Raw genomic sequence first — 24,848 nt, forward strand, 5'->3', positions numbered from 1 at the left:
GGCGCGCTTCCTGGGGTCATGCTACTTACCGGTAACTAGTAGGCCAAGGGTGGCCCCGGGGAGGTCCATGTCACATGTGGGCCGCCGACGGGTGGACGGCAGAAGGCCCGCCGCGGTCGCGGCGGGCCAGGGGGCGGAAGGGGTCGGGCGAGGGCAGGTCAGGCGAGGGCCGCTGCCAGGGCCGGGGCGACCTGTTCGATCTGCCAGGCGCGGGCGCCGTGGGCGGCGAGGGCCGCGGAGACGGTCTCCACCGAGACCGGCGCGGGCGGCTCCCAGCACACGCGCCGCACCGTGTCCGGAGTGATCAGGTTCTCCTGCGGCATGTTCAGCCGCTCCGCGAGCTCCGAGACGGCGGCCCGTGCCGCGGAGAGCCGCGCCGCGGCCGCGGGGTCCCGGTCCGCCCAGGAGCGGGGCGGCGGCGGTCCGGTCACGGCCTGACCGGGCTGCGGCAGCTCCGCCTCGGGCAGTGCCTTGGCCCGCTCCACCGCGGCCTGCCACTGGTCGAGCTGGCGGCGCCCCATGCGGTGCCCGAAGCCGGGCAGCGCGGTCAGGGCGTGCACGGTCGACGGCAGGGAGAGGGCGGCCTCGACGATCGCGCCGTCGCTGAGCACCTTGCCGGGCGAGACGTCACGGCGCTGCGCGATCCGGTCGCGGGCCGTCCACAGCTCCCGTACGACGGCCATCTGACGGCGGCGCCGCACCTTGTGCATGCCGGAGGTGCGCCGCCACGGATCCTTGCGGGGCGGCGCGGGCGGGGCACTGGCGATGGCGTCGAACTCCTGGCGGGCCCAGTCGAGCTTGCCCTGCCGGTCGAGCTCCTTCTCCAGGGCGTCGCGCAGGTCGACGAGGAGCTCCACGTCGAGGGCGGCGTACCGCAGCCAGGGCTCGGGCAGCGGACGGGTCGACCAGTCCACGGCGGAGTGGCCCTTCTCCAGGACGTAGCCGAGGACGCCCTCCACCATCGCGCCGAGTCCGACGCGCGGGAATCCGGCGAGGCGCCCCGCCAGCTCGGTGTCGAAGATGAGCGACGGAATCATGCCTATTTCCCGCAGGCACGGGAGGTCCTGGGTGGCTGCGTGCAGCACCCATTCGGTGTCGGCGAGGGCGTCGCCGAGGCCGGACAGATCGGGGCAGGCGACGGGGTCGATCAGCGCCGTCCCGGCGCCTTCGCGGCGCATCTGGACGAGATAGGCGCGCTGGCCGTAGCGGTAGCCGGAGGCGCGCTCGGCGTCCACGGCCACCGGTCCCGTACCGGCGGCAAATGCCGCGATGACCTGCGCGAGCGCGTCCTGGTCGGCCACGACGGGCGGGATGCCGTCGCGCGGTTCGAGCAGGGGGGTGGGTGTCCCGTCGACGGAGACGCCTTTGACGCCTTCGTCCGGAGGAGCGCCTCCGGTGGTTCGCAGTGAGCTGTCTGCTGCGGTCTCTTGGGCGTCGGTCACCTGTCAAGGGTATCTGTGAACGGACGGCGCCCGTCGACGGAACGTTACGTCGACGGGCGCGCAGGGGGTGTAAATCAGTCAGTGGATGATTCCGGTGCGGAGGGCCACCGCTACCATTCCGGCTCGGTCTCCGGTGCCGAGCTTGCGGGCGATCCTGGCGAGGTGGCTCTTCACGGTCAGTGCGGACAGGCCCATCGAGACGCCGATCGCCTTGTTGGACTGGCCCTCGGCGACGAGCCGCAGGACCTCGACCTCACGGCCCGACAGCTCGCGGTAGCCACCGGGGTGGCTCGGGGCGCCCGGGGGGCGGCGGTGCATGCGGGCGGCGGCGGAGCCGATGGGGGCGGCACCGGGACGGGTGGGGAGCCCGACGTTGGTGCGGGTGCCGGTGACGACGTACCCCTTCACGCCGCCCGCGAGGGCGTTGCGTACGGCGCCGATGTCATCGGCGGCGGACAGGGCGAGGCCGTTGGGCCAGCCCGCGGCGCGGGTCTCGGACAGGAGGGTCAGGCCGGAGCCGTCGGGAAGGTGGACGTCCGCGACGCAGATGTCGCGGGGGTTGCCGATGCGGGGACGAGCCTCCGCGATGGACGAGGCCTCGATGACGTCCCGTACTCCGAGGGCCCACAGATGGCGGGTCACGGTGGAGCGGACTCGGGGGTCGGCCACGACGACCATGGCGGTCGGCTTGTTCGGGCGGTAGGCGACCAGGCTTGCGGGCTGCTCGAGGAGAACGGACACCAGGCCTCCTGGGGATGGCGGCGGGACGGGGCGGCTCGGGGATGAAGCCGGGGCGAACCGTATGTTTCAAGGTCACAGACCTCTTCGGCACCTCCTGTCTCGGCCTTTAGGGGATGATCACGATTTGGTGAGTAACAATTCGGGGCGATTCGGACATGCGATCGATCATCCGACGATTCACCTGGGCGTATGGCGCACCCGGCGCGTCAAGCGGGCGCACGCGCCCCCAACCCGTGCGACGGACCGACCGCCGCTCCGAGTGACGCCCCGGCACTGCCCGCGCGGGCTCAGCTGAGGCGCGGACCCCGGCGCTGCGGCAGCGTGACCACCGAGCCGTCCACGGGCCCCGCGGGCGGCAGGCCCGCGACCTGGCACAGCAGATCGCACCACGCCGCGAGATGCGCCCCCGCGTCCGGTACGCCCCCCGCGCCCTCCCGCGGCGTCCACGAGGCGCGGATCTCGATCTGCGAGGCGGGCGGCCGCTCCGCGAGCCCGCCGAAGTAGTGCGAGCCCGCCCGCGTGACCGTCCCGCTCGGCTCCCCGCAGGAGAGCCCCCGCGCCTGGAGCGCCCCGGTCAGCCACGACCAGCACACCTCGGGAAGCAGCGGATCCGCCGCCATCTCCGGCTCCAGCTCCGCGCGCACCAGGGTCACCAGACGGAACGTGCCCTTCCAGGCCTCGTGCCCCGCCGGGTCGTGCAGCAGCACCAGACGCCCGTCCGCCAGGTCCTCGTCCTCGTCGACGACCGCCGCCTCCAAGGCGTACGCGAACGGCGCGAGCCGCTGCGGCGGCCGCGTCGGGTCGATCTCGACCTGCGGCCGCAGCCGTGTCTCCCGCAGCGCGTCGACCGCCGCGCGAAACGGCGGCGGCGCCGTGTCCGCCACCGTCCCCTGCGCTCCGTCCATCTCGCCAGCGCCGTCCGACCGTTGTCCCTGAGCCGCAGCCATGCGGGGAACATTAAGGGGAACAGCGGCTTCGCGCAGTCACCCCGCCGGTGCGCGGCGAGGTGTTCCGCCCCCGCGGGCCGCCCGCGGGGCCCGCGCCGGGCCTCGAACACCGACGGGCTTTCCCGCCCCGGGCGGGGCCGTGCGAGACTTTCCCGGTGACGGTCAACGACGAGGCCACCGGCCAGCAGCCCGCAGCGACGTACGACTCCGCCTTCCTGAAGGCGTGCCGACGCGAGGCGGTGCCGCACACGCCCGTGTGGTTCATGCGGCAGGCGGGGCGCTCCCTGCCCGAGTACCGCAAGGTCCGTGAGGGCACGGCCATGCTGGAGTCCTGCATGCGGCCCGACCTCGTCACCGAGATCACCCTCCAGCCGGTGCGCCGCCACGGCGTCGACGCCGCCATCTACTTCAGCGACATCGTCGTGCCGCTCAAGGCCATCGGCGTCGACCTCGACATCAAGCCGGGCGTCGGCCCCGTCGTGGAGCGGCCCATCCGCTCCCGCGCCGACCTCGCGCAGCTGCGCGACCTCACCCCGGACGACGTCTCGTACGTGACCGAGGCCATCGGCCTGCTCACCGGCGAGCTGGGCGGCACCCCGCTCATCGGGTTCGCCGGAGCGCCGTTCACCCTCGCGAGCTACCTCGTCGAGGGCGGTCCGAGCCGTAACCACGAGCACACCAAGGCGCTCATGTACGGCGACCCGCAGCTCTGGGCCGACCTGCTCGACCGGCTCGCGGAGATCACCAGCGCCTTCCTGAAGGTGCAGATCGAGGCCGGCGCCTCCGCCGTGCAGCTCTTCGACTCCTGGGTGGGCGCCCTCGCGCCCGCCGACTACCGCCGCTCGGTCATGCCCGCGTCGCGGAAGGTCTTCGACGCCGTGGCGTCGTACGGCGTGCCGCGCATCCACTTCGGCGTCGGCACCGGCGAACTCCTCGGCCTGCTCGGCGAGGCAGGGGCCGACGTGGTCGGCGTCGACTGGCGCGTGCCGCTCGACGAGGCCGTCCGCCGCGTCGGCCCCGGCAAGGCGCTCCAGGGCAACCTCGACCCCGCCGTGCTCTTCGCCCCCCGCGAGGCCGTCGAGGCCAAGACCGACGAGGTGCTCGCGGCGGCGGCCGGACTCGAAGGACACGTCTTCAACCTGGGCCACGGCGTGCTGCCGACCACGGACCCGGACGCGCTGACCCGGCTCGTCGAGTACGTGCACACCCGCACCGCCGCCTGACCCTCACACCCAGCAGTCCGGGGTCCGGGGCGGGCCGGGCGGGATGGGCGGAACCGGCGGCATCGGCGGCACCGGCGGCATCGTCCATGGGTTGGGCCCCGCGCCCGGCACCGCGCAGTGCACCCCCGCCCCGCGCCGCCCCGCCGTGCGCGCCGCGAGGCCGGACAGGGCGGGCGGCACCCCGTACACCAGGTGGCAGAACCGGTCGGGGGAGTGCCGCGCCGTCCACGGCGGGGCGCCGAACGAGCGCAGATACGTCGTCCAGTGCCCCTCGAAGGTGACGAGCAGGTCCGCGGCGCGCGCATAGCCCGGCGACGCCGGATGCGTCCCCGGGTTCAGGACCACCGGCGCGACGCCCCGCTCGCGCGCGCGGCGCACCAGGCGCCGGCAGTGGCGCAGCTCCCGGCGGCCCGGCGCGATCCGGTCGAGGAAGCAGCCGTCGACCCGGTAGAAGTCCAGGTGCCGGTCCAGATCGGCGGCGACCTCGCGCACCGGGCGCTCCCCGTACGCCGCGTCGACGTACCCGAGCACCCGCACCCCCGCCGAGCGCAGCGCGTGCGCGACGGCGGCGAACGCCGGGTCGGGGGCCGCGCCCGGCCCGTCGGCGGCGTTGAGCACGACGCCGTACAGACGGGGCGCGACCGCCACGAGCGCCCGCCAGGCCGCGGGGTCCACGGCCGGATGGACGTACAGCGGGACGAGCAGCGAGCTCATCGGCGGTCCGCGGGGACGGGCGCCCCGGCGCCCACGGCGCCGTCCGCGGCCCACAGCGCGCCGAGCGCGTCGGCCAGGGAGTACCGCGGGCCCCAGCCGAGCTCCCGGCCCGCGGCGCCGACCTCCGCGCACTGCCAGGGCACCGCCGCGGAGCGGCCCACCGCGGGCAGCGACTCCTCGACGCGGCCCCGGAAGCCCGCCGCCCGCACCAGGCCGTGCACCAGGTCGCGCACCGGCACCGCCCGGCCGCTGCCCACGTTGAGCAGCCGCGGCACCGGGCCCGGCGCGGCCACCGCGAGCTCCACGGCCCGCGCCACGTCACGGACGTCGACGAAGTCCCGGAACGCCGACAGGTCGCCGACGCGGACCGTGCCGTGCGGCGACTCGCCGACCGCGCGCCGCAGTTCGGCGGTGAGCCGCCCCGGCAGGCCCGCAGCGGGCGCGCCAGGACCGACCGGGTTCGTCACGCGCAGGACCACCGCGTCGAGCCCCGACGACGTCACCGCGAGGGTGCCCGCCAGCTTGGTGGCGCCATAGGGCGCCACCGGGTGCGCCGGATCCTCCTCTGCGGTACGCGCGCCGCGCGGATGGGGGCCGTACTCGGCGGCGGAGCCGAGGTGGACGAGGCGGGCGCCGGGCGCCGCCGCGCGCACCGCCTCGCACAGCGCCGCGGGGCCCCGGGAGTTGACCTCCGCGAGGGTCAGGGCGGTGCCGCCGACCGCGCCCGCGCAGTTCACGACCGCGTCCGGCGCGGCCCGCACGAGCAGCTCCACGAGGTCCCCGGGCGTGGCCGTGGCCAGGTCGCAGCGCAGGTGCGCGGTCGGGGCGCGGCCGCAGGTGCGCAGCAGCGCGCCGGGCAGCGCGCGCAGCCGCTCGGTGATGTGCGCGCCCAGATAGCCGGTCGCGCCCAGGACGAGGATGCGCACGGCTCACGCCCCCTTGAGGAGCAGGGAGCGGTGGGTGGTGAACTCGGCGTTGGCGCGGTCGTAGTCGTCGGGCCGGCCGATGTCCAGCCAGTAGCCGTCGAACTCGTAGGCGTGCGGCGGGTTCCCGGCCTTCAGCAGGTCCAGGACCAGCTCGTCGAAGCCGAGCGGCAGGCCCGGCGTGTACGGGGTGAGCGTCTCCCGGGAGACGCCGTAGACGCCCATGGAGACGCGGTAGTCCACGCTCGGCTTCTCGGTGAAGGCGACCACGCGCCGCTCCTCGGTGGTCAGGACGCCGAAGTCGATGTGCACCTCGCGCGGATAGGTCGCGATGGTCAGCGGGGCCCGCGACTCCTGATGTGCGCGCAGGACGTCCGCGAAGTCGAGGTCGGTGAGGATGTCGCCGTTCATGACCAGGAAGTGCTCGGGCAGGCGGTCCCTCATCGTCAGCAGCGGGCCCATGGTGCCGAGCGGGCTCTCCTCCGTGGAGTAGCCGATGCGCAGGCGCCAGCGCGAGCCGCTGCCGACGTAGGCGCGGATGATGTGGCCGAGGTGACCGATTGCGATGGTGCAGCTGGTGAAACCGGCCGCCGAGAGCTGGCGCAGGACGATCTCCAGGATCGCGTGCTGGTCGCCGATCGGGACCAGCGGCTTGGGCAGCGCGGTGGTGTACGGGCGGAGCCTGACGCCCTTGCCTCCGGCGAGGATGACTGCGTGCATGGGTGCCCCTGTCTGTGCGTCGTGTGGTGATGGAGCGTCAGATGTTGTAGACGTCCGTCTTGTAGCGGGCCAGATTGGCGGGGTCGAGGAAGAACTCGACGGTGCGGGCGAGGCCGTCCTCCAGGCCGTGCTCCGGGCTCCAGCCGGTGGCCTCGCGCAGCCGGGTGGCGTCCGCGACCAGGCGCATCACCTCCGAGGCGGCGGGCCGCACGCGCTCTTCGTCCGCCGTCACGTCCAGGGCCGTGTCCATCACCTTGCCGATGAGCCGCACCAGGTCCCCGATGGAGATCTCGCCGCCGGTACCGGCGTTGAAGGTGCGGCCGAGCACGGCGTCGGCGGGAGCGGTGCCGACGGCGAGGAAGGCGCGGGCGGTGTCCTCGACGAACGTGAAGTCCCGGGTGGGGCGCAGATCGCCGAGCGTGATGGCGCGCTCCCCGGCCGCCACCTGGCCGATCACCGTCGGGATGACCGCGCGCATGGACTGGCGCGGGCCGTAGGTGTTGAACGGCCGGAGCGTCACCACGGGCGTGGCGAAGCTCGCGCAGTAGCTGTCGGCGAGCAGGTCGGCGCCCGCCTTCGAAGCGGCGTACGGCGACTGGGCGTTGACGGGGTGGTCCTCGGTGATCGGCACGGTCCGTGCCGTGCCGTACGTCTCGCTGGTCGAGGTGTGCACCAGGCGCGGGACCTCGGCGTGCCGGACGGCCTCCAGGACGTTGAGGGTGCCGGTGACGTTCGTGTCCACGTAGGAGTGCGGCGCCTGGTACGAGTACGGGATCGCGATGAGGGCGGCCAGGTGGTAGACGATCTCGGCGTCGGTGACCAGGGCGCGGACCGAGCCCGGGTCGCGCACGTCGCCCAGGACGATCTCGACCCCGGCGAGCACGTCGGCCGGCAGGGTCTCCAGCCAGCCGTACGACGAGAAGGAGTTGTACTGGACGAGCGCGCGCACGCGGTAGCCCGATGCGACGAGCGCTTCGGTGAGGTGCGAGCCGATGAAGCCCTCGGCTCCGGTGACGACGGCGAGCGGTGCGGACGGCATGCGGGTCTCCTGGCGGGTCGTGGCGGTTCGTGCGGTGCGGGAGGTGCTGTTCAGCAGTGGGCGGTGGGGCTGCCCAAGTGGCGTACGGCGGCGGCGAACAGGGCGAGCGCCGCCGCCGTACAGCCCACGAGCTGAGCCGTGCTCGCGGGCAGGTCCGTAAGGCGGGGGAGTGCCGTGGCCGCGGCCGCCGCGCCCAGGCACAGGGCCGCGGACAGCCAGGCCACGCCGAAGGCCTGGAGCAGCAGCGCCGTCCACAGGGCCGCGCCCAGGGCGAGCAGCGGCGCCGGGGAGGCGTCGGTCAGCGGGATGCCCGGGGCGAGCGAGGCGAGATAGGCGGCGACGCACAGGCCGAGCGCGCGGACGGCGCGGAGCCGGAAGCCGAGCGGTGTGGTGGAGGCCCGCAGCGCGGCCACCGCGAGCCCCCGGAAGCGGTAGAGCAGCCACTCGGCGGGGCCCATGCTGAGGGTGAGCACGATGACGGCGTACGGGTCCCGTGCGCCCGCGGCGGTCACGAGGGTGCCGGCCGCGAGCCCGAACAGGCCGTAGGGCACCGAGCGGACGAGCCGCGGCGGGGCCCCGGCCGCCGGGGCGGTGGCCAGGGCGGCCCGCAGCGCGAGCCCCGCCGCGCCCGCCGCGAGCAGCACGGTGAGCACCGGCAGGCCGAGGCCGAGCGCCGTCGGAGGGTCCCACCAGGGCAGCGCGGCCGCGCCCGCCGCGACGGGCAGCAGCGCGCCGGCGAGCTGCCGTTCGCGGCCGAGCACGAGGAGCACGCCCGCCGCCGCCAGATAGCAGGACTGCCCGGCGGCGAACACGGCGGCGGGCCCGGGGCCCGCCACCGCGAGCCCGGTGAGGGACGCGCACCCGACGCCTGCCGTCGAGCCGCGCAGCAGGGTGCGCGCCGCCTCGTGGCGCCCGGTCACCAGGCGCACGTACGCCCGGTGGCTGAGCGCCTGCGACCAGGCCCAGGACACCAGGGCCGCGGCGATCAGAGCGTGCGGGCCCTGATCGCCCCAGGCGCCCGCGGCGAGGAGGTAGGCCGTGCCGGGCAGCGCGAACAGCAGCCCGCGCAGCGCGCACCCGGCGTGGTCGGGCCGCCACGGGTCGGGTGGCAGCGGCGGCTCGGGGTGGTCGCGCGGCACCCGCTGGTAGAGGGCGGCGGCGAGCGAGAACAGGTCGCGGTGCCCGTACTCCCGCTGGATCCGCTCGCCGGTCATGCCCTGCGACTCCAGGACCGCGGCGACCTCGTAGGCGTGCACGGCCGCCCCGATGTCCTCGGCGAGGTCGGCCGCGAGCGCGTCGACGGGGTCGCGGGGGCGCGCGGGGCGCAGGTCGGGGCGGCGGCCCGCGGGCCGGGTGCCGCCGCCAGGGGTGCGCGGGCAGGTCGTCGGGCGCGGGCGCCGGGGAGCGGGGGCGGACTCGGGCTCCGCCCCGGCCCAGGACGGGCGCCGACGGCGCGGCGCGGCGCCCGGCTCCGGGGCGCGGTCGGGCAGCGCCCAGGACGGGCGGCGGCGCCCGGTGAGTCCGTCGCCGTCCTTCCGGGGCGGCAGCGCCATCGGTCCGCTCATCCGGCCGCCTCGCTTCCGGCGAAGTCGTACGCCGCCGCGCCCGCCCCGGCCCCGGTCGAGCGCGCGGGTTCGCGCGGGCCCTCGCGGGCGGTGCGCAGGCCGGTGGCCAGCTCGCGGTAGATCTCCCGGAACGCGTCCACCGTCTGCCGCAGCGTGAACTGCTCGATGACGCGGAGCCGGGCCGCCGCGCCCATCGCGGCGCGGCGCTCCGGGTCCTCCAGCAGCTCCACGGCGGCGTCCGCCATGGCCTCCGGGGCCCGCGGCGGCACCACGAGGCCGGTCGGGCCCACGGCCTCCCGGACGCCGCCGACGTCCGTGGAGACCGTGGCGCGGCCGCACGACATGGCCTCGATGAGAGTGAAGGGGAAGCCCTCGCTGACGCTGGAGAGCATCACCACGCTGCCCGCCGCGTAGGCGTCCTTGATGTGCTCCACGCGGCCTTCGAAGACCACCGAGTCCGCGTGGCCGAGCGCGGCGGCCAGAACCTCGCAGCGCTCCCGGTAGGCCTCGCCGCCGCGCGGGGTGCCACCGAACAGGCGCAGGCGGGCGTTCGGCACCCGCTCCTTGACCAGGGCGAAGGCGCGGATCAGCGTCTCCAGGTCCTTGATCGGGTCCACCCGCCCGGCCCAGCTCAGGGTGGGCGCGCCGGGCTCGGGGCCCGCGGGCGGGAACGCCTCGGGGTCCACGCCGTTGTAGACGGTCCGGATCAGCGCCGGGTCGGCGCCGCCGCGCTCCTCCCACAGCCGGTTGTAGCGGTTGCCGGGGGTGATCAGGGCCGCGCCGCGGTACGACTCCTCGGCGAGCAGCCGGAAGAAGCCGAGCAGGAGCGCCTTGACCGGCCGGCGGTAGGGGCCCGTGCGGTAGCCGAGGTAGCGCTCGCGCAGATACACGCCGTGCTCGGTCAACAGCAGCGGCACACCGTGGAGATGACGGGCGATCAGGCCCGGCAGGGCCGCGATGCCGCCGCTCACCGCGTGCGCCACGCCGTGCTCCGGCGGGCGGGCGGCCAGCGGCCGCAGGGCGTGTTCGAGCAGATGGGTGGCGGTGACCGCGTCGTGCAGCGTGGGCCGTGACGCGGCCACCGCGAGCCCCGGGGTGCGCCACACCGAGGCGAGCACGCCGACCGCGCCGTCGCCGCGCAGCGCCGGGGAGAGGAAGCCGTCCCTGGCGTACCCCGCCAGGGCGTACAGGGCCGGGGCGAAGGCGCTCTCGGCGGTGGGGTCGAGCAGGGCGGTGAGGAACGCCTCGTAGTGGGTGAGCAGCGCCCGGCGGGCCCGGCCGCGCGGGGCGCGCCCGGCCGGGTCGGGGCCCCACATGGGCAGGCAGACCGGCTCGGCCACGTGCGGCGGCAGCTCCCAGGCGAGGGGCTCGCGCCCGGTGCCGGTCACCGCGAGCACGCCGAAGTCGACGTCGGGCATCCCGCGCACCAGCTGGTCGCACCAGACGCTGACGCCGCCGTGGCTGTGCGGGTACGTGCCCTCGGTCAGGAGCGTGACGCGGGTGCGCCCGGACGGTCCGGGCGGGGGTGCGGACAACGGCACCGTCGCGGACGGTGTGGGCATGGGTGGGGCTCCCCAAAGGACGTTGCGGGCGGGCGGGCGGCGAGGCGCCGGAGCAGGCGGGGACTCGCCGTGTCGCCGTGGTGCGTGAGGGGCCGGGGCAGGGCCCGCCGGGCCCCGGCGTACTGCCGGAGCTGGTGGTGCGGGCCCGGCCCCGGTCCTGTCCGCGGCCGGGCCCGCGGCTGGTCAGCGGCTTGTCGGGAGGGCCTCGGGGGTCTTGCCCGCGGTCCCCGGCGGCACGTGCTTCGCCGCGCCCGGCGGCACGTGCGCGCGCCCGGCGGGGGGCACCGCCTTCGGCGCGGGGCCGCCCGTCCGGCCCGTCTGCGGCGCCGACGGCAGCGTCAGGGTCACCCGGTCCTGGAGCAGCCCGGGGGAGACCCAGCCGGAGGATCTGCCGGCGTACGCGGAGCCGAACGTCTCGGTGCCGACGACGAGTTGCTGCTTCGTGCCGGTGGGCATGGTGGCGGTCGCGGCGACACCCGCAGGCGCCCGCACGGTCACCGTGTCACCGACGCGGTACGCCGTGACGCGCCCGGCGTCGAGGGCCGCGTCCCAGGCCGCGCGCGAGCGCAGCTCCGCCCCGATGTCGGCCATGCGCAGGTTCACCAGCGGCGCGGCCTTCGTGTACAGCGCGTCGTAGGCGTCGAGCACCCGGTCCAGGACGGGGTAGGCGATGCGGTCCTCGGCGAGGTTGGACTGGTGGATGAAGTGCGGCCGCGGGTTGCCCGAGAGGGCGTGGCCGAGGGCGATGGCGGACTCCACGGGCACGATGTGGTCCTCGTACCCGGTGGTGGTGTCGAGCGGTTCGTCCAGACAGGTCGTGACCGGCGAGTTCTCGCACAGGCCGCTGCCGCCGTCGGACTTGCGGGTGTAGATCCAGTTGTACTCGTCGACCTGCTCCTCGACGCGGCCCGCGTTGTAGAAGACGTTCATCGGATAGCGCGGCACCGTCAGGGACGGGCCGAGCCGGCGCTGGCCGGGCTCGCGGGAGTTGTCGGAGCCGAGCCAGCGCACGCCGTTGTCGCGCAGCGCGGGGTCCAGGTTCGGGTTGTCCTCGGGCTGCTGCGGCAGGACGCGCAGGCCCGAGTGCTCTCCGGTGACCAACTCGCCGTCGTCGAGCGGCAGTTGATGGCGCTGTCCCCAGTGGCGGTTGCGGGAGATCTGATCGTCGATCTCGGTGCGTGGCACGTACTTCGTACTGCCGTCCGCGTTCTTCGCGCAGGTCCAGGGCACCGCGGAGACGTCCTGCACGCAGCCGAGGAACGGGTGGTCGTAGGTGTGGTTGACCCAGCGGAAGGAGGTGCGGTCGGTGACGAGGTGGTCGGCGAGCGGGTCCTCGCCGTCGTTCTCCTCGCGGTACAGCTCGCTGCCGCCGCCGTTGTAGGCCATGTCCAGCGGCAGGCCCCGCCGCTCGGACCACTCGGCCGCGTGGGCGGCGTCCTCGGGCGTCATCCGGATGCCGTCCTGCTCCCCCTGTCCCGGCGGGCAGTCGATGTCGCCCGGCGTGCAGTTCAGCTCCGTGTCCCAGCGGTCGTCGGAGCCGAAGACGTCGTCCACGTGCACCGCGAAGTGGTTCCGGGACGCGCCGACGCGCACGCCCTGGGTCATCCAGTCGACGACGCCCCGGGCGAGCAGCTTGAACTGCTGCTGGTGCTGGTTGTAGACGAACGTCACCACCAGCTCGCGCCGTCCGTCGTGCCGGTACTCCCCGACGAGCGAGCCGCGCCCTGAGCCGCCCGGGATCGCCGTGTCCACGTACGGGGTGAAGTCGGCGCCCGGCGCCGGTTGCGCGAGGTGCCCGTAACTCTCGCCGACCGTCGGCGAGTTGTCCTCGAACGGCACGGCGCCGGTGAGATAGCCGAACGGGCCCCCCTTGCCCGCCGCGGTGACCTCGGCGCGGGCGCCGTCGAGCGAACCGCTGTACTCCGGTGTCCGCAGGCCCGCCTGGGGGCGGGCGTAGGTGTAGGCGTCCACCTGCGGGATGCCGTACGTCCGCTCGTACGCGGCGAGCGCGGCAGGCTCGGCCGACCCCGCGGCGAACGGGTTGTCGTTCGGCAGCACGACGGCCTGGAACCTGGCGCGCGGTCTGCCGTCCACGGTGTCCGCGAGGAAGGCGGCGTCGATCACCGGCCGGCCGCTCTCGCGCAGGTCGACGGTGGTGAACGGGGTGCCCTGGGCGTCGAGTTCGGCGGCGATGGCGGCGGTCGCGGGGCCGCCGTCGGTCACCACCAGGACGCGTAGGTCGATGCGGGGCTGCTCCGCGGCCGCCCCTGGCGGGGCGGGCAGCGAGAGCGCGATGAGCAGAGCGCCGGCCCCGAGTGCCGCCGCCCGCGCGGTGCGATTCATTCTGGTCGTGGTCCCCTCCGCGGTCGGACCGCCGCGGTGTGGACACCGCGGGACCCGCCCCCCAACGGCACGCGCACAGATCGCGGTGCGTGTCCGTGCCACTCTGACGCGTCACATAGTGCGACTCGGTTGGGGGTGTTGTGCCGATTCTGTGAGATCTGGCGGAAAAGAGCTGGCAACCATCGCGTGGTGTGAGAGAGGGCGCATGAGGAGGGTGGGGTTTGACGAATCGTTGACTTCTGCACGGTCGCCGGGGAGCCGTGGCCGCTCAACGGGGTCGGCTCTGCCTCGCCGCCGAAGTGGTTGGTGTGTGCAGGCGAGGGGCGTGCGCGGGGCGCGTTCAGCTAGGGACGCACTCCTGCGGCACGCTCGGGAATCGGCCACGTCCGAGGGGTTGCGGGAGACCGTGCGGAATGCCGGAAAGCGCGTTCTGACCTGCGCGGCGCTGCGGAAGCGGGGCACGGGACTTCGGCCCCGGGGGCCGGTCCTGCGGGGGCGCCCCATTGCGCGGGCGCGGCGCGCGCTCTCCGTACCGGGCGGGCGGCGGGAATTGGTACGGACCGCAGCCCCCCTCGCTTCGACGGTTCCGCCCGCCCCCGCCCGTCCTCCCGCCCGCGACCACGGGCGGGAGGACGGGGGCGAGCCGCGTCAGCCGCCGGTCCTGCGGACCGCCGCCACCGCCTTGCGGGCCGCCACCAGGACGGGGTCCCAGACGGGGGAGAAGGGCGGCGCGTACCCGAGGTCAAGTGCCGTCATCTGCTCGACTGTCATCCGGGCCGTCAGGGCCACCGCCGCGACGTCGACCCGCTTGGCCGCTCCCTCGCGCCCCACGATCTGCGTCCCGAGCAGCCGCCCCGTCCGGCGCTCCGCCAGCATCTTCACCGTCATCGGGGCCGCCCCGGGGTAGTACCCGGCCCGGCTCGTCGACTCGATGGTCACCGTCTCGTAGCGCAGGCCCACCGCCCGCGCGTCCTTCTCGCGCAGTCCCGTGCGGGCGATCTCCAGGTCGCAGACCTTGCTCACGGCCGTGCCGACGACGCCGGGGAAGGTCGCGTAGCCGTCGCCCACGTTCGAGCCGATGACCTGGCCGTGCTTGTTCGCGTGCGTGCCGAGCGCGATGTGCCGCTGCTGCCCGGAGATCAGGTCGAGGACCTCCACGCAGTCGCCGCCCGCCCAGATCGCCCCGTCCGCGACGGGCCCGCGCACCCGCATGGAGAGGTCCGTGAGGAGCCCGCCGTGCTCGCCGAGCGGCAGCCCCGCCGCCCGCGCCAGCTCCGTCTCGGGCCGGACGCCGAGGCCGAGCACCACCACGTCCGCCGGATACTCGGCGTCCTGGGTGGCCACGGCCCGCACCGCGCCGTCCGCACCGGTGAGGATCTTCGTGACCTCCGCGTCGTTCACCATCGTGATGCCCATGCCGGACATCGCGTCGTGCACCAGGCGCCCCATGTCGGGGTCGAGGGTGGACATCGGCTGCTCGCCGCGGTTGACGACCGTCACCTCGTAGCCCCGGCGCAGGAGCGCCTCGGCCATCTCCACGCCGATGTAGCCCGCGCCGATCACCACCGCCCTGCGCCCCTCGGTGGCGGCGAGGCGGTCGAGGAGCGCCTGGCCGTCGCCCAGGGTCTGCACCCCGTGCACGCCCGGCGCGTCGATGCCGGGCAGCGGCGGCCGCAGCGGCCGCGCACCGGTGGCGATCACGAGCTTGTCGTACGCCGTCCAGTCCTCGGCGCCCGACGCGAGGTCGCGCGAGCGCACCCGCCGCCGGGCCGGGTCGATCTCCAGGACCTCCGTCCGCGTCCGCAGATCGATCCCGCGGGCCCGGTGCTCCTCGGGCGTGCGCGCGATCAGCTCCGCGCGCTCGGAGACCTCGCCGCCGACCCAGTACGGGATGCCGCAGGCGGAGAAGGAGGTGAAGGAGCCGCGCTCGAACGCGACGATCTCCAGCTCCCCGGGCGCCTTGAGCCTGCGTGCCTGTGACGCCGCGGACATGCCCGCCGCGTCGCCGCCGATGACCACCAGTCTTTCGCTCATGCGTCCACGCTACGTCGCCGGTCAACGCGCCCGTCGAACGCCCGCGTTGGTGCCGCCCCGCCGCCCGCCCGCGCGGGCGCGCCGTCCGACGCCCACCCCCGTGGCGTCGGACGGCGCGCCCTCCTCGAAGGGCCCGGCGGCCCGCCTCAGGAGCCGTCCGGCGTCCCGGGCGTGGCCTCCGGCGCCCCGCTCGTGCGCGGCGCGCCCGTCGTGCGCCCGCGTCCCCAGCGCAGCCACGCCGCGCCCAGGAGCGCCGCGCCCGCCACGAACGGCAGCGCCGCGCCCAGGGCCACCGCCACCCAGCGCAGCATCGTCAGGAACGCGCCCCAGCCGCCCGCGAGGGCGTCCACGACGGTCGGGTCGTCCCCGCCGTCGTCCTCGCGCCCCGCCGGGGACTCGGTGAGCGTCAGCGTGATGGTGGCGAGCGTCGTACGGTCCTTGAGCGAGGCCTGCCGCGCGAGCAGCGCCTCCAGATCCGCCTGACGGGTGCTCAACTCGCCCTCCAGGGACACGATGTCGCTGATCTTCGTGGCCTTGTCCATCAGCTCGCGCACCCGCGCCACGCTGGCCCGCTGCGTCCTGATACGGCTCTCGACGTCGACGACCTCCCCGGTGACGTCCTCGGCCTTGGCGGTGCGCGAGACGAGCTTTCCGGTGCCCTCCAGATCGGACAGGACCTGCGTGTACCGCTCCTGCGGCACCCGGAGCACGACGCGCGAGCGCTCCCTGCCGTGCCCGTCGCGGTCCGTGGTCTCGTCGCCGACCAGGCCGTTCGCCGCCGAGGCGGCCGCGCGCGCCCGGTCGAGCGCCTTCGGGACGTCCCGTACGCGCACGGTCAGGGACGCGGTGCGGATGATGTGCGGCCCGTCGATCCGCAGGCGCTCGCCGGGCTTCTTCGCCTGCCCCGCCTCCTTGCCGCCCTTGCCGCCGGGCGCCGCGGCCTTGCCGTCCCCGCCGTCCTGGTCGCCGCCCGCGCCCCCCTCGGCGAGCGCCGCGTCCCCGTGGCTCCGCCCGGACCGGGCCGCGCTGTCGCCCGAGGCCTTCTCGTCGCCGTCGTCGCCGCCCGCGCCGCACCCCGTGAGCGCGAGCGCCCCCGCGAGCAGCGCCACGGCCAGCGCCCGCGCGCCGTTGCCCGTCCTGCTCCTCCGCATGCCGTACCCCCGAGCTCGTCGTGACTGTGCCCCTACGACGGTCCTGGCGCCCCGGGGGTTCGGCCCGTACGGTCCCGAAGCGGTCCCGGCGCGGTCACGAACGGGACTCGCCCCCAAGGAGACGCCGCGCGGGCGCCAAGAGCCCGTCTGAGACAGTGGGGGCATGCGCGCAGCGGACACACCTACAGCTCAGGAACGTGCGGGACACGCAGGTCAGGGACGTGCGGGGCACGTCGTGGTGGTGGGCGGCGGCATCGCTGGACTCGCCGCCGCGCACCGGGCGCTCGCGACCGGCTCCCGCGTGACCGTCGTTGAGGCCTCCGGCCGCGTCGGCGGCAAGCTGCTCCCGGGCGAGATCGAGGGCGCGCGGGTCGACCTCGGCGCCGAGTCGATGCTTGCGCGCCGCCCCGAGGCCGTCGCGCTGGCCCGCGAGGTGGGTCTCGCCGACGCGCTCCAGGCGCCCGCCAGCGCCACCGCCTCGCTGTGGACGCGCGGCACCCTCGTCCCCATGCCCAAGGGCCATGTGATGGGCGTGCCCGGCGACCCGTCGGCGCTCGCCGGGGTGCTCTCCGACGACGGCCTGCGCCGGGTCGCGCGGGACGCGGAGCTGCCGCCCACCGAGGTCGACGAGGACGTCGCGGTCGGCGCGTACGTGGCGGCCCGGGTCGGCCGCGAGGTCGTGGACCGCCTCGTGGAGCCGCTGCTCGGCGGGGTGTACGCCGGAGACGCGTACCGCCTGTCGATGCGCATGGCCGTGCCGCAGCTGTACGAGGCCGCGCGCACCCACGCCTCCCTGCTCGACGGGGTCCGCGAGATCCAGGACCGCGCGGCCGCCCGGCAGCAGACAGGACCGGTGTTCATGGGCATCGCGGGCGGCGTGGGCCGGCTGCCGCTCGCCGTCGCGGACGCGGTCCGCGCGCGGGGCGGCGAGGTCCTGCTCGACACCCCCGTGGCGGCCGTGCGCAGGACGCCCGACGGCTGGGAGGTGCGCACGGCGGACCGGCTGATCGCGGCGGACGCCGTGGTCCTCGCCGTCCCCGCCCCGCACGCCGCCCGCCTCCTCGACCCCGTCTCGCCGGGCGCCGCCGCCGAGCTGCGGAGCGTCGAGTACGCCTCCATGGCCCTGATGACGCTCGCCTACCGGCGCGCCGACGTCTCGCTGCCCGAGGGCAGCGGCTTCCTCGTGCCGCCGGTCGACGGACGCACCATCAAGGCGTCCACGTTCGCCTCCCAGAAGTGGGGCTGGATCGCCGAGGAGAACCCGGACCTGCTGGTCCTGCGCACCTCGGTGGGCCGCCACGGCGAGGAGAAGGACCTGGAGCGCGACGACAGCGAGCTGATCGACGTCTCCCGCGGCGACCTGCGCGACGCGGTCGGCCTGACCGCGCGGCCCGTCGCCGCCCGCGTCACGCGCTGGCACGACGGCCTGCCCCAGTACCCCGTCGGCCACCACGCGCGCGTGGCCCGCATCCGCGAGCACGTGGGCCTGCTGCCCGGGCTCGCCGTGTGCGGGGCCGCGTACGACGGCGTCGGCATCCCGGCGTGCATCGCCAGTGCGTACGCCGCGGTGGACCAGCTCCGCGGCGATTCCTCAGGGGCCGAGGAGCTGACCGCCCACCCGGTGCAGAGCCTCCACGGCGGCGCGGGAGAATAGCCGCATGAGTGACGACGCCCCCGCCAAGATCCCGAACGCCGGCAAGAAGGCCAAGGACCTCAACGAGGTCATCCGCTACACCCTGTGGTCCGTCTTCAAGCTGCGCGACGTCCTGCCCGAGAGCCGCCTCGGGTACGCGGACGAGGTCCAGGAGCTGTTCGACAAGCTGGCCGCCCAGGACGTCACCGTCCGCGGCGTCTACGACGTGTCGGGGCTCCGCGCCGATGCCGACATCATGATCTGGTGGCACGCGGAGACGAGCGACGAGCTCCAGACCGCGTACAACCTCTTCCGCCGCACCAAGCTCGGCCGCGCCCTGGAGCCGGTCTGGTCGAACATGGCGCTGCACCGCCCGGCCGAGTTCAACAAGTCGCACATCCCGGCGTTCCTCGCCGACGAGACGCCGCGGAACTACGTGAGCGTCTACCCCTTCGTGCGCTCCTACGACTGGTACCTGCTGCCCGACGAGGACCGCCGCCGCATGCTCGCCGACCACGGCAAGATGGCCCGCGGCTACCCCGACGTGCGCGCCAACACGGTCGCCTCGTTCTCCCTCGGCGACTACGAGTGGCTCCTGGCCTTCGAGGCCGACGAGCTGTACCGCATCGTCGACCTCATGCGCCACCTGCGGGCCTCCGAGGCCCGGATGCACGTCCGCGAGGAAGTGCCGTTCTACACCGGCCGCCGCAAGTCCGTGGCGGACCTGGTGGAGGGGCTCGCGTAGGCGTTTGGCTCAGCGCGGGGCCGCGGCCCGCGTCCCGGGCGCCTTCGCGCGCGCCACGGACAGCGGCCGCGGCTCCGGGTGCGGCGCGCACTCCGCGTGCCGTTCCGGCAGGCGGCCCTCCAGCAAGTAGGCGTCCATGTAGCCGTTGACGCAGGCGTTCGGGCCGCCCGCGATGCCGTGCGTGCCCGCGCCGCGCTCGGTCACCAGGACCGAGCCGAAGAGCCGCTCGTGCAGCTCCCGGGCGCCCGCGTAGGGCGTCGCCGCGTCCCGCTCGGCGGCCAGGACCAGCGTCGGCGGCAGGGTGCCCGCCGGGGCCCACACGTCCACAGGGCGCTGCCGGGGCGCGGGCCAGTAGGCGCACGGCAGGTTCATCCAGGCGTTGTCCCACGTCTCGAACGGCGCGCTGCGCGCGAGGTCCGTGTTGTCGCGGTCCCACACCGCGAAGTCGGTGGGCCAGGAGGCGTCGTTGCACAGCACCGCGGTGTACACGGCGTTGCCGTTCTCCTCCTCGGCGGCCGCTCCCGGCTTCGGCCCGGCCTGCGCGACCAGCGGCCGCGGATCGCCCTTGAGGTAGCGGGACAGGGCCGTCGCCCGCATCGGCCAGTAGTCGTCGTAGTACCCGGCCTGGAGGAACGCCGAGTGCAGCTGGTCGGAGCCGACCGTGCCGCCCGCGGGCTCGCGGGTCACCGCCGCCCGCACCTTCTCGTACGCGCGCCGCACGTCCTGTGCCGTCGTGCCCAGGCCGTACGTCCTGTCGTGCTTGGCCACCCAGGCCAGGAAGTCGGCCCAGCGCCGCTCGAACGCGGCGGACTGGTCGAGGTTGTTGGCGTACCAGATCTGCTCCGGGTCCGGGTTCACCGCCGAGTCGAACACCATGCGGCGCACGTGCGTGGGGAACAGCGTGGCGTACACGGCGCCGAAGTACGTGCCGTACGACGCGCCCATGAAGGTCAGCTTCTCCTCGCCGAGGGCGGCGCGCAGCACGTCCAGGTCCCGGGCGTTGTTGAGCGTGGTGTAGTGCGGAAGCGCGGCACCGGCCCGCTCCGCGCAGCCGCGCGCGTACGCCCGGGCCCGCTCGATCCGCTCCGCCTTGGCCGCCGCGTCCGGGTGGACCGGCGAGGAGGTGGGCGCCTTCGTGAACTCCTCCGGGTCCTGGCAGGACAGCGGCGCGGAGCGGCCGACGCCGCGCGGGGCGTAGCCGACGAGGTCGTAGGCCGCCGCCAGGCGCCGGAACTCCGGCAGCGCGCGGACCAGCGGGAAGTACATGCCGGACGCGCCGGGGCCGCCCGGGTTGAAGACCAGCGCGCCCTGCCGCGGAACCCGGTGGCCGCCTGCCCTGCCGGTGGCCTCCGCGCGGCTGACGGTCAGCTTGATCTGCTTGCCGTCGGGGTCCGCGTAGTCGAGCGGGACCGTGACGGTGCCGCAGCGCACGGACGGCGGCAGGCCCTCCGCCGCGGGACAGGCCCCGAAGCGGACGCCCGCGGCGCGGGCGCGCTCGGCGGCGACGGCGGTGCCCCGCTCCTCCCGCGCGGGCTGCGGGAAGGGCTGCGCGGGCACGGCGACGAGGGCGGTGAGGACCAAGGATCCGACGGTTCCGTACAGGGCTGCTGCGGCTGCTCTCATCGCGGTTCGGGACCCTTTCGCACAGGAAAGCGGTGAACTGGTGCAAAAGGGATGTTCAGCTCGGCGGTTGGTGAAGTAAAGCACCGGTCCGCCGGTGTCGGCTCAATGACCCTGTTGGCGCGTGGACCGGTAGCCGTCGAGGTTCGGGTCCCGGTGCGAGAGCGCGGCGCGCAGGCCCGGGTCGTTCAGGGCGCGGACGCCGCGCACGGCCAGCGCCGTGAGGTCGTCGCGCGACGGCAGCGCGCCGAGCAGCCGCTGCCCGGCGGGCGACGCCCAGCGCGACGCGGGCACCTCGAAGCGGGCGATGGCCAGACAGCTCAGGGTGAGGAGCAGCGGCAGCGCGAACCACACCGCGACCGGCAGGTCGTCGCCCCGGCCCTGGCCGGGAAGGAGCGTCGCGCACGCGCCGAGCACGCCGATCGCGGCCGCCGCCGCGCGCACCTGCCGGAGCGCGCCCGCGATGCCCGACCACGAGCCGTCCGGCACCGCGAGGCCCGCCGCGACAAGCCGGTCGGCGAGGGCCCGCACCGCGTCCGCGGTGGCCGTCGCCCGGCGCACCGGCGGGATCCGCGACTGTCCGCCGGGGCCGATCGCGCCGAGGACCGACCGCTCCATGTCGTCCGGGGCGTCCGGGCCGTCGCCGCCGACCGGGTCGACGACCGTGGCCCAGCCCGTGTGGGCGAGCAGCAGCCGCCGCCGTCGCGCCATCGACACCAGCGCCACGTCCGCCACGCGCCCGGGGCCGCCGGACAGGAACGCGGCCTCGTAGAGCGTGAGGCGGCGCGCGGGGCCGGGGCTCCTGGCCTCGGCGGCCGCGGCGTGGACGGCGGCCAGGCACAGCCGCCCGCAGGACAGGGCGGCGACGGTGCAGGCGAGGAGCAGCAGCGGAACCCAGAACATGCCGGTGTTTCTATGTGAAGCTCCGGTGACCACGCCAGGGGATTTCCAGGATGTGGACGAGGATCACAGCCCTCAGGGCCGGGGCCTCGGCCGGGACACGGCGGGCGGCAGGGTGAAGCTCGGCGTCGGCGTCACCGGCGCCGCGGCGGGCGGCGAGCCGTCCACCGGGCCCGGCGGCGCGGGGGAGCGGGTCGCGGGCTGCGGGCCCGAGGTCGCGGCGTCGCGGGCGAGCCGGTCGAAGTCCACGAGCCCGGTGGCCTCCAGGACCTTGATGTGGTCGAGGACCGTGGTGTTCGCGTCGTCGGCGAGGGCCCGCACGAGGGAGTTGCGGGTGGTGGCGCGGACCTGGGCGACGACGGCGAAGACCTTGCCGTGCGCGAGCCGCAGGACGTTCGCGAACCTCTCGTCGTACGCCGCGCCGCGCGCCGCGCTCAGCTCGGCCAGCCAGCGCCGCTGCTGGCCCGTGGGCTGGCTGGGCAGTTCGAGCCGCAGCTGGGACGCGACCTCGCGGACGCGCGCGTCGAGGAAGGTGTGCCCCTCCACGAGGTGCTCGCCCGCGGTGTGCACGGCCCCGGTGGTGCCGCGCTCCCCGGCCTGCTGGCCCGCGGGCAGCTCCCACAGGCCCGCGAGCCGCACCTTGGTGATGAAGTCCCGGTCGAGCGCGGACAGCGGCCCGAACTCGGTCGACTCGGTCTGGGCGTTGAGAGTGTCCAGGCCGGTGCCCGACCGGTCCTCGTAGGACCACACGGGGAAGACAAGCGCGGCCAGGGTGACGACGAGCCCCACGAGGACGAGCCCGCTGCCGCTGATGAGCCCGCCGCCGCGGGTGAGTCCGCCGCCGCGGGTGAGTCCGCCGCCGCGGGTGAGTCCGCTGCCGCGGATGAATCGGGATCGCATGAAGCCTCCAGTAGCGCCTGTGCACGCTAGTGCGTGCCGGAGGCCGGGGGCCGCGATACCGCGCGAGGTACGTCAACGTCCGTACGGGGGCGTGCACTTGGTGCGGTCGTACGCCCCGTGGGATGCGGCAGGGGCGGTCGCGGGGGCACCTCGGCGGTGGCGCGTCGGCCGTGCCCCGGCGGTCAGTCGCCTCCGCCGCCTCCACCGCCGCAGCCGCCCCCGCAGCCGCCTCCGCCGCAGCCGCTCCCGCCGCTGCCGCAGCCGGATCCGCCGCGGCTGTCGCCCTCGCCGTCGCGGTTCGCGGTGCCGCAGCTCGGACCGCCGCAGCCGGTGCCGCCCGCGCACCAGGCGACGGGGGCGCCGGTCCACAGGCCGGTGACTCCGGAGGGCGCGGGGGAGGCAGCGACGGGCACGGCGGGCGGATGGCCGACGCGCAGCCGCCGTGCCTGCGCGAGCTGCTTGCGCAGCTCGGTGTCCTCGACGCCGCGCAGGCCGCGCACGGCGACCGCGTGCGCGGCGCCGCCCTCCTCCTTGCGGGTACGGACGCGGTGCAGGCGCAGCGCGAAGCGGCCCCGCGCGGTCGCCCGGTCCCTGGCCACCCGGGAGCAGAGGACACCGACGGCGCCACCGAGCAGGACCACGATGACCACCTGGAGGTCCGAATAGGTGGAGTTGGACCGGCCGATCGAGGACGTCGCGGCGAGCACCAGGCTGAGCGGAACGCCCGCGACGCACAGGAACAGATACGCGGTGATCCGGCGCCGCCAGGGCCGCAGCGGCCCCGGCGGCACCATCAGGCCGCGGGCGGCGAGCCCGTCCCCGAGGCCCTGCACGGCCGGGGCGCGCATCACCGCGGCGCGCAGCCCGTGCAGGGCGCCGCTGGGCGCGGCGGCGTACGTGGCGAGCACCGCGGCCTCCACCGGGTGCCGGGCCGCGGCGCCCGGGGCGACACCGGTGAGGCCGGGGTGCGTGACCAGGAGGCGGCCGTCCTCGTGCAGGGCGGCGAGCGCGGCGTCGGCGACCCGGCCGGGCCCGCCCGCCAGGAAGGCGGCCTCGTACGCGTCGTCCAAGGAGCCGTGGGGCGGTTTCGCGCGGCCGTGCCCCGGGCGCCGCCGGGTCAGGAGGACCCCGGCGACGACGGCGGCGCACGAGGCGGCGACGAGCAGGACGTAGCAGCCGGCGAGGGCCTCGGCGGCCGCGTCGGACAGGGCGGTCTGTGTCAGGTGGGTGCGGTGCATGGCTGGTCCCCCGATGTGCGGTGGTGCGTCGTCGGTGCGGGGCGCCGCGTCAGCGGAGTGCCTGGCCGCGGCGCAGCGCGAGCCGCGCCGTACGCAGCCAGCGCGTCACCGGACGCCCCTGGAGGGGGCGCGGACCGGAGCGGTCCAGCCACCAGTGGGTGAGGCGGCCGCGTGCCGCGGCGTCCTCGGGCCGGCCCGCGAGCAGCAGGTGTTCGGCGAAGGTCAGCGCGTCCCGGCGGTAGCCCGCCGTCATCGGACGCCCCGCGGCGTACGCGCGGAACTCGCCGCGGTACGCCTTCCCGAGGATCTCCGGCAGCTCCGGCGCGACCTTCGCCACGACGTCCGCCCGCTTGGCGGCGAGCGCCCGGCTCTGCACGGCGAGCCGCGCCCGGTCGAAGCCCTCCGGCGCGGGCGTCCCCGCGACGAGCGCGGACAGGAGCGACGCCTGCGCGAGCGCCACGCTCTCGCGGGCGGTGGCGAGGTCCCCGACGTCCGCGGACTCCGGGGACCCGGCGGGGGCGGCGCGGTCCCCGGGGGCGGTCCGGGCGGCGCGGTCCGCGGCGCCCTTCACCACCGTGGCGCGGATCGCGTCCAGTTCGCGTTCCAGCTCGCCCGGCTCGGGGAAGTTCTCGTCCCGCTCCAGGAGCACGCCCGGCGGATCCGTGCGCGCGGCCAGGTCCGCGAGGACGTCGAGGACCGGCTGCGGCACCGGGTGCGCGTGGCTGTCGTGCCAGACGCCGTCGCGCTCGAAGCCGCCCGCCACGTGCACGTACGCGAGGGCCTCCACGGGCAGTTCGGCCAGCGCCTCGGCCGGGTCCTCGCCGCGGTTGACGTGGTTGGTGTGCAGGTTCGCGACGTCGATGAGCAGCCGTACGCCGGTCCGCTCGACCAGCTCGTAGAGGAACTGCCCCTCCGTCATCTCCTCGCCCGGCCAGGAGATCAGGGCCGCGATGTTCTCCACGGCGAGCGGCACGGGCAGGGCGTCCTGCGCGATCCGGACGTTCTCGCACAGCACGGCGAGCGCGTCCCGGGTGCGCGGCACCGGCAGCAGGTGCCCCGCTTCGAGCGGCTGCGAGACGGTGAGCGGCCCCCCGGCCCGTACGAACGCGATGTGCTCGGTGACCAGCGGCGCGCCCAGAGCCTCGGCGCGCTCCGCGAGCGCGGCGAGGCGCCCCTCGTCCGGCCGGTCGGCGCCGCCGAGCCCCAGCGAGACGCCGTGCGGCACGACCGTGACGCCGCGCTCGCGCAGCCGCGTCAGGGACGCGGGCAGATGCCCCGGGCAGACGTTCTCCGCCACGACCTCGACCCAGTCGACGCCGGGCATGCGCTCCACGGCGTCCGCGATCTCCGGCCGCCAGCCGATCCCCGTACCCAACCGCACCATGATTCCCCCCGTGTCCCGTTACCT

The 24,848-nt window shown here is 75.6% G+C and carries 20 protein-coding genes; 3 read left to right on the plus strand and 17 right to left on the minus strand.

What is annotated here, in order from left to right:
- Positions 1-158: 158 nt before the first annotated feature.
- The 3 genes from CP982_RS31680 to CP982_RS31690 form a co-directional block, all read right to left on the minus strand.
- Positions 159-1,442 (minus strand): ribonuclease D, encoded by a 1,284-nt coding sequence (locus CP982_RS31680; protein WP_150513578.1) that lies wholly within the window; start codon positions 1,440-1,442, stop codon positions 159-161.
- 78 nt (positions 1,443-1,520) lie between these two features.
- Positions 1,521-2,183 (minus strand): response regulator transcription factor, encoded by a 663-nt coding sequence (locus CP982_RS31685; RefSeq protein WP_030687574.1) that lies wholly within the window; start codon positions 2,181-2,183, stop codon positions 1,521-1,523.
- 287 nt (positions 2,184-2,470) lie between these two features.
- Complete coding sequence (locus CP982_RS31690; RefSeq protein WP_150513579.1) at positions 2,471-3,130, minus strand: DUF3000 domain-containing protein; 660 nt, start codon at positions 3,128-3,130, stop codon at positions 2,471-2,473.
- A 155-nt stretch (positions 3,131-3,285) separates the two neighbouring features.
- On the opposite strand from CP982_RS31690, the gene hemE reads away from it, so the two are divergent.
- Complete coding sequence (gene hemE, locus CP982_RS31695; protein ID WP_150513580.1) at positions 3,286-4,353, plus strand: uroporphyrinogen decarboxylase; 1,068 nt, start codon at positions 3,286-3,288, stop codon at positions 4,351-4,353.
- 3 nt (positions 4,354-4,356) lie between these two features.
- Here hemE and CP982_RS31700 read toward each other — a convergent pair whose 3' ends face one another.
- The 9 genes from CP982_RS31700 to CP982_RS31740 all read right to left on the minus strand — a co-directional run bounded on the left by CP982_RS31700 (position 4,357) and on the right by CP982_RS31740 (position 16,404).
- Positions 4,357-5,067: a spherulation-specific family 4 protein gene (locus CP982_RS31700; protein WP_150513581.1), complete on the minus strand. Its 711-nt coding sequence runs from the start codon at positions 5,065-5,067 to the stop codon at positions 4,357-4,359.
- Entirely contained in the window at positions 5,064-5,993 is a 930-nt protein-coding gene (locus tag CP982_RS31705; RefSeq protein WP_150513582.1) for an NAD-dependent epimerase/dehydratase family protein, read from the minus strand. Before CP982_RS31705 ends, CP982_RS31700 begins: the two co-directional genes overlap by 4 nt.
- A 3-nt stretch (positions 5,994-5,996) precedes the next feature.
- Positions 5,997-6,710 carry a nucleotidyltransferase family protein gene (locus CP982_RS31710; protein WP_150513583.1) on the minus strand — a complete coding sequence of 238 codons (714 nt, stop codon included), beginning with the start codon at positions 6,708-6,710 and terminating at the stop codon, positions 5,997-5,999.
- 37 nt (positions 6,711-6,747) lie between these two features.
- Positions 6,748-7,749 (minus strand): SDR family NAD(P)-dependent oxidoreductase, encoded by a 1,002-nt coding sequence (locus CP982_RS31715; RefSeq protein WP_150513584.1) that lies wholly within the window; start codon positions 7,747-7,749, stop codon positions 6,748-6,750.
- A gap of 50 nt (positions 7,750-7,799) precedes the next feature.
- Positions 7,800-9,314, minus strand: coding sequence for a hypothetical protein (locus tag CP982_RS31720; protein WP_229878662.1), 1,515 nt, complete (start codon positions 9,312-9,314; stop codon positions 7,800-7,802).
- Positions 9,311-10,876, minus strand: a complete 1,566-nt coding sequence (gene pelF, locus CP982_RS31725; RefSeq protein ID WP_150513585.1) for a GT4 family glycosyltransferase PelF — start codon at positions 10,874-10,876, stop codon at positions 9,311-9,313. The genes CP982_RS31720 and pelF overlap by 4 nt, the downstream gene beginning before the upstream one ends.
- A 183-nt stretch (positions 10,877-11,059) precedes the next feature.
- Positions 11,060-13,219 (minus strand): hypothetical protein, encoded by a 2,160-nt coding sequence (locus CP982_RS31730; protein ID WP_150513586.1) that lies wholly within the window; start codon positions 13,217-13,219, stop codon positions 11,060-11,062.
- A gap of 648 nt (positions 13,220-13,867) precedes the next feature.
- Entirely contained in the window at positions 13,868-15,253 is a 1,386-nt protein-coding gene (locus CP982_RS31735) for an FAD-dependent oxidoreductase (RefSeq protein WP_150513587.1), read from the minus strand.
- 146 nt (positions 15,254-15,399) lie between these two features.
- Entirely contained in the window at positions 15,400-16,404 is a 1,005-nt protein-coding gene (locus CP982_RS31740) for a DUF4349 domain-containing protein (protein WP_150513588.1), read from the minus strand.
- Positions 16,405-16,567: 163 nt separating this feature from the next.
- Between CP982_RS31740 and hemG the strand changes: the two genes are divergently transcribed.
- Both hemG and hemQ read left to right on the plus strand, forming a co-directional pair.
- A complete protein-coding gene (gene hemG / locus CP982_RS31745) occupies positions 16,568-18,058 on the plus strand; it encodes a protoporphyrinogen oxidase (RefSeq protein ID WP_150513589.1) in 1,491 nt (496 codons plus the stop codon).
- A gap of 4 nt (positions 18,059-18,062) precedes the next feature.
- A complete protein-coding gene (gene hemQ / locus CP982_RS31750) occupies positions 18,063-18,782 on the plus strand; it encodes a hydrogen peroxide-dependent heme synthase (RefSeq protein WP_138962332.1) in 720 nt (239 codons plus the stop codon).
- Between the two features lie 9 nt (positions 18,783-18,791).
- Here hemQ and CP982_RS31755 read toward each other — a convergent pair whose 3' ends face one another.
- The 5 genes from CP982_RS31755 to CP982_RS31775 all read right to left on the minus strand — a co-directional run bounded on the left by CP982_RS31755 (position 18,792) and on the right by CP982_RS31775 (position 24,824).
- Positions 18,792-20,405 (minus strand): alpha/beta hydrolase, encoded by a 1,614-nt coding sequence (locus tag CP982_RS31755; RefSeq protein WP_150513590.1) that lies wholly within the window; start codon positions 20,403-20,405, stop codon positions 18,792-18,794.
- 102 nt (positions 20,406-20,507) lie between these two features.
- The gene (locus CP982_RS31760; protein WP_150513591.1) at positions 20,508-21,305 is read right to left on the minus strand and encodes a TIGR04222 domain-containing membrane protein; all 798 of its coding nucleotides are present in this window, start codon (positions 21,303-21,305) and stop codon (positions 20,508-20,510) included.
- 72 nt (positions 21,306-21,377) lie between these two features.
- Positions 21,378-22,202 (minus strand): DUF4142 domain-containing protein, encoded by an 825-nt coding sequence (locus CP982_RS31765; protein WP_150513592.1) that lies wholly within the window; start codon positions 22,200-22,202, stop codon positions 21,378-21,380.
- Between the two features lie 182 nt (positions 22,203-22,384).
- The gene (locus CP982_RS31770; protein ID WP_150513593.1) at positions 22,385-23,440 is read right to left on the minus strand and encodes a TIGR04222 domain-containing membrane protein; all 1,056 of its coding nucleotides are present in this window, start codon (positions 23,438-23,440) and stop codon (positions 22,385-22,387) included.
- 49 nt (positions 23,441-23,489) lie between these two features.
- Entirely contained in the window at positions 23,490-24,824 is a 1,335-nt protein-coding gene (locus tag CP982_RS31775) for an MbnB/TglH/ChrH family RiPP precursor modification enzyme (protein ID WP_184925298.1), read from the minus strand.
- Positions 24,825-24,848 lie beyond the last annotated feature (24 nt).

The sequence above is a fragment of the Streptomyces spectabilis genome (assembly GCF_008704795.1).
GTDB classification, from domain to species: Bacteria; Actinomycetota; Actinomycetes; order Streptomycetales; family Streptomycetaceae; genus Streptomyces; species Streptomyces spectabilis.

Excerpts from the sequence above, each read along its gene's own strand:
- CP982_RS31690 (WP_150513579.1), bottom strand. The coding sequence starts at position 3,130 with ATGGCTGCGGCTCAGGGACAACGGTCGGACGGCGCTGGCGAGATGGAC.
- CP982_RS31700 (WP_150513581.1), bottom strand. The coding sequence starts at position 5,067 with ATGAGCTCGCTGCTCGTCCCGCTGTACGTCCATCCGGCCGTGGACCCC.
- CP982_RS31710 (WP_150513583.1), bottom strand. The coding sequence starts at position 6,710 with ATGCACGCAGTCATCCTCGCCGGAGGCAAGGGCGTCAGGCTCCGCCCG.
- CP982_RS31715 (WP_150513584.1), bottom strand. The coding sequence starts at position 7,749 with ATGCCGTCCGCACCGCTCGCCGTCGTCACCGGAGCCGAGGGCTTCATC.
- CP982_RS31720 (WP_229878662.1), bottom strand. The coding sequence starts at position 9,314 with ATGAGCGGACCGATGGCGCTGCCGCCCCGGAAGGACGGCGACGGACTC.
- pelF (WP_150513585.1), bottom strand. The coding sequence starts at position 10,876 with ATGCCCACACCGTCCGCGACGGTGCCGTTGTCCGCACCCCCGCCCGGA.
- CP982_RS31730 (WP_150513586.1), bottom strand. The coding sequence starts at position 13,219 with ATGAATCGCACCGCGCGGGCGGCGGCACTCGGGGCCGGCGCTCTGCTC.
- CP982_RS31735 (WP_150513587.1), bottom strand. The coding sequence starts at position 15,253 with ATGAGCGAAAGACTGGTGGTCATCGGCGGCGACGCGGCGGGCATGTCC.
- CP982_RS31740 (WP_150513588.1), bottom strand. The coding sequence starts at position 16,404 with ATGCGGAGGAGCAGGACGGGCAACGGCGCGCGGGCGCTGGCCGTGGCG.
- hemG (WP_150513589.1), top strand. The coding sequence starts at position 16,568 with ATGCGCGCAGCGGACACACCTACAGCTCAGGAACGTGCGGGACACGCA.
- hemQ (WP_138962332.1), top strand. The coding sequence starts at position 18,063 with ATGAGTGACGACGCCCCCGCCAAGATCCCGAACGCCGGCAAGAAGGCC.
- CP982_RS31755 (WP_150513590.1), bottom strand. The coding sequence starts at position 20,405 with ATGAGAGCAGCCGCAGCAGCCCTGTACGGAACCGTCGGATCCTTGGTC.
- CP982_RS31760 (WP_150513591.1), bottom strand. The coding sequence starts at position 21,305 with ATGTTCTGGGTTCCGCTGCTGCTCCTCGCCTGCACCGTCGCCGCCCTG.
- CP982_RS31765 (WP_150513592.1), bottom strand. The coding sequence starts at position 22,202 with ATGCGATCCCGATTCATCCGCGGCAGCGGACTCACCCGCGGCGGCGGA.
- CP982_RS31770 (WP_150513593.1), bottom strand. The coding sequence starts at position 23,440 with ATGCACCGCACCCACCTGACACAGACCGCCCTGTCCGACGCGGCCGCC.
- CP982_RS31775 (WP_184925298.1), bottom strand. The coding sequence starts at position 24,824 with ATGGTGCGGTTGGGTACGGGGATCGGCTGGCGGCCGGAGATCGCGGAC.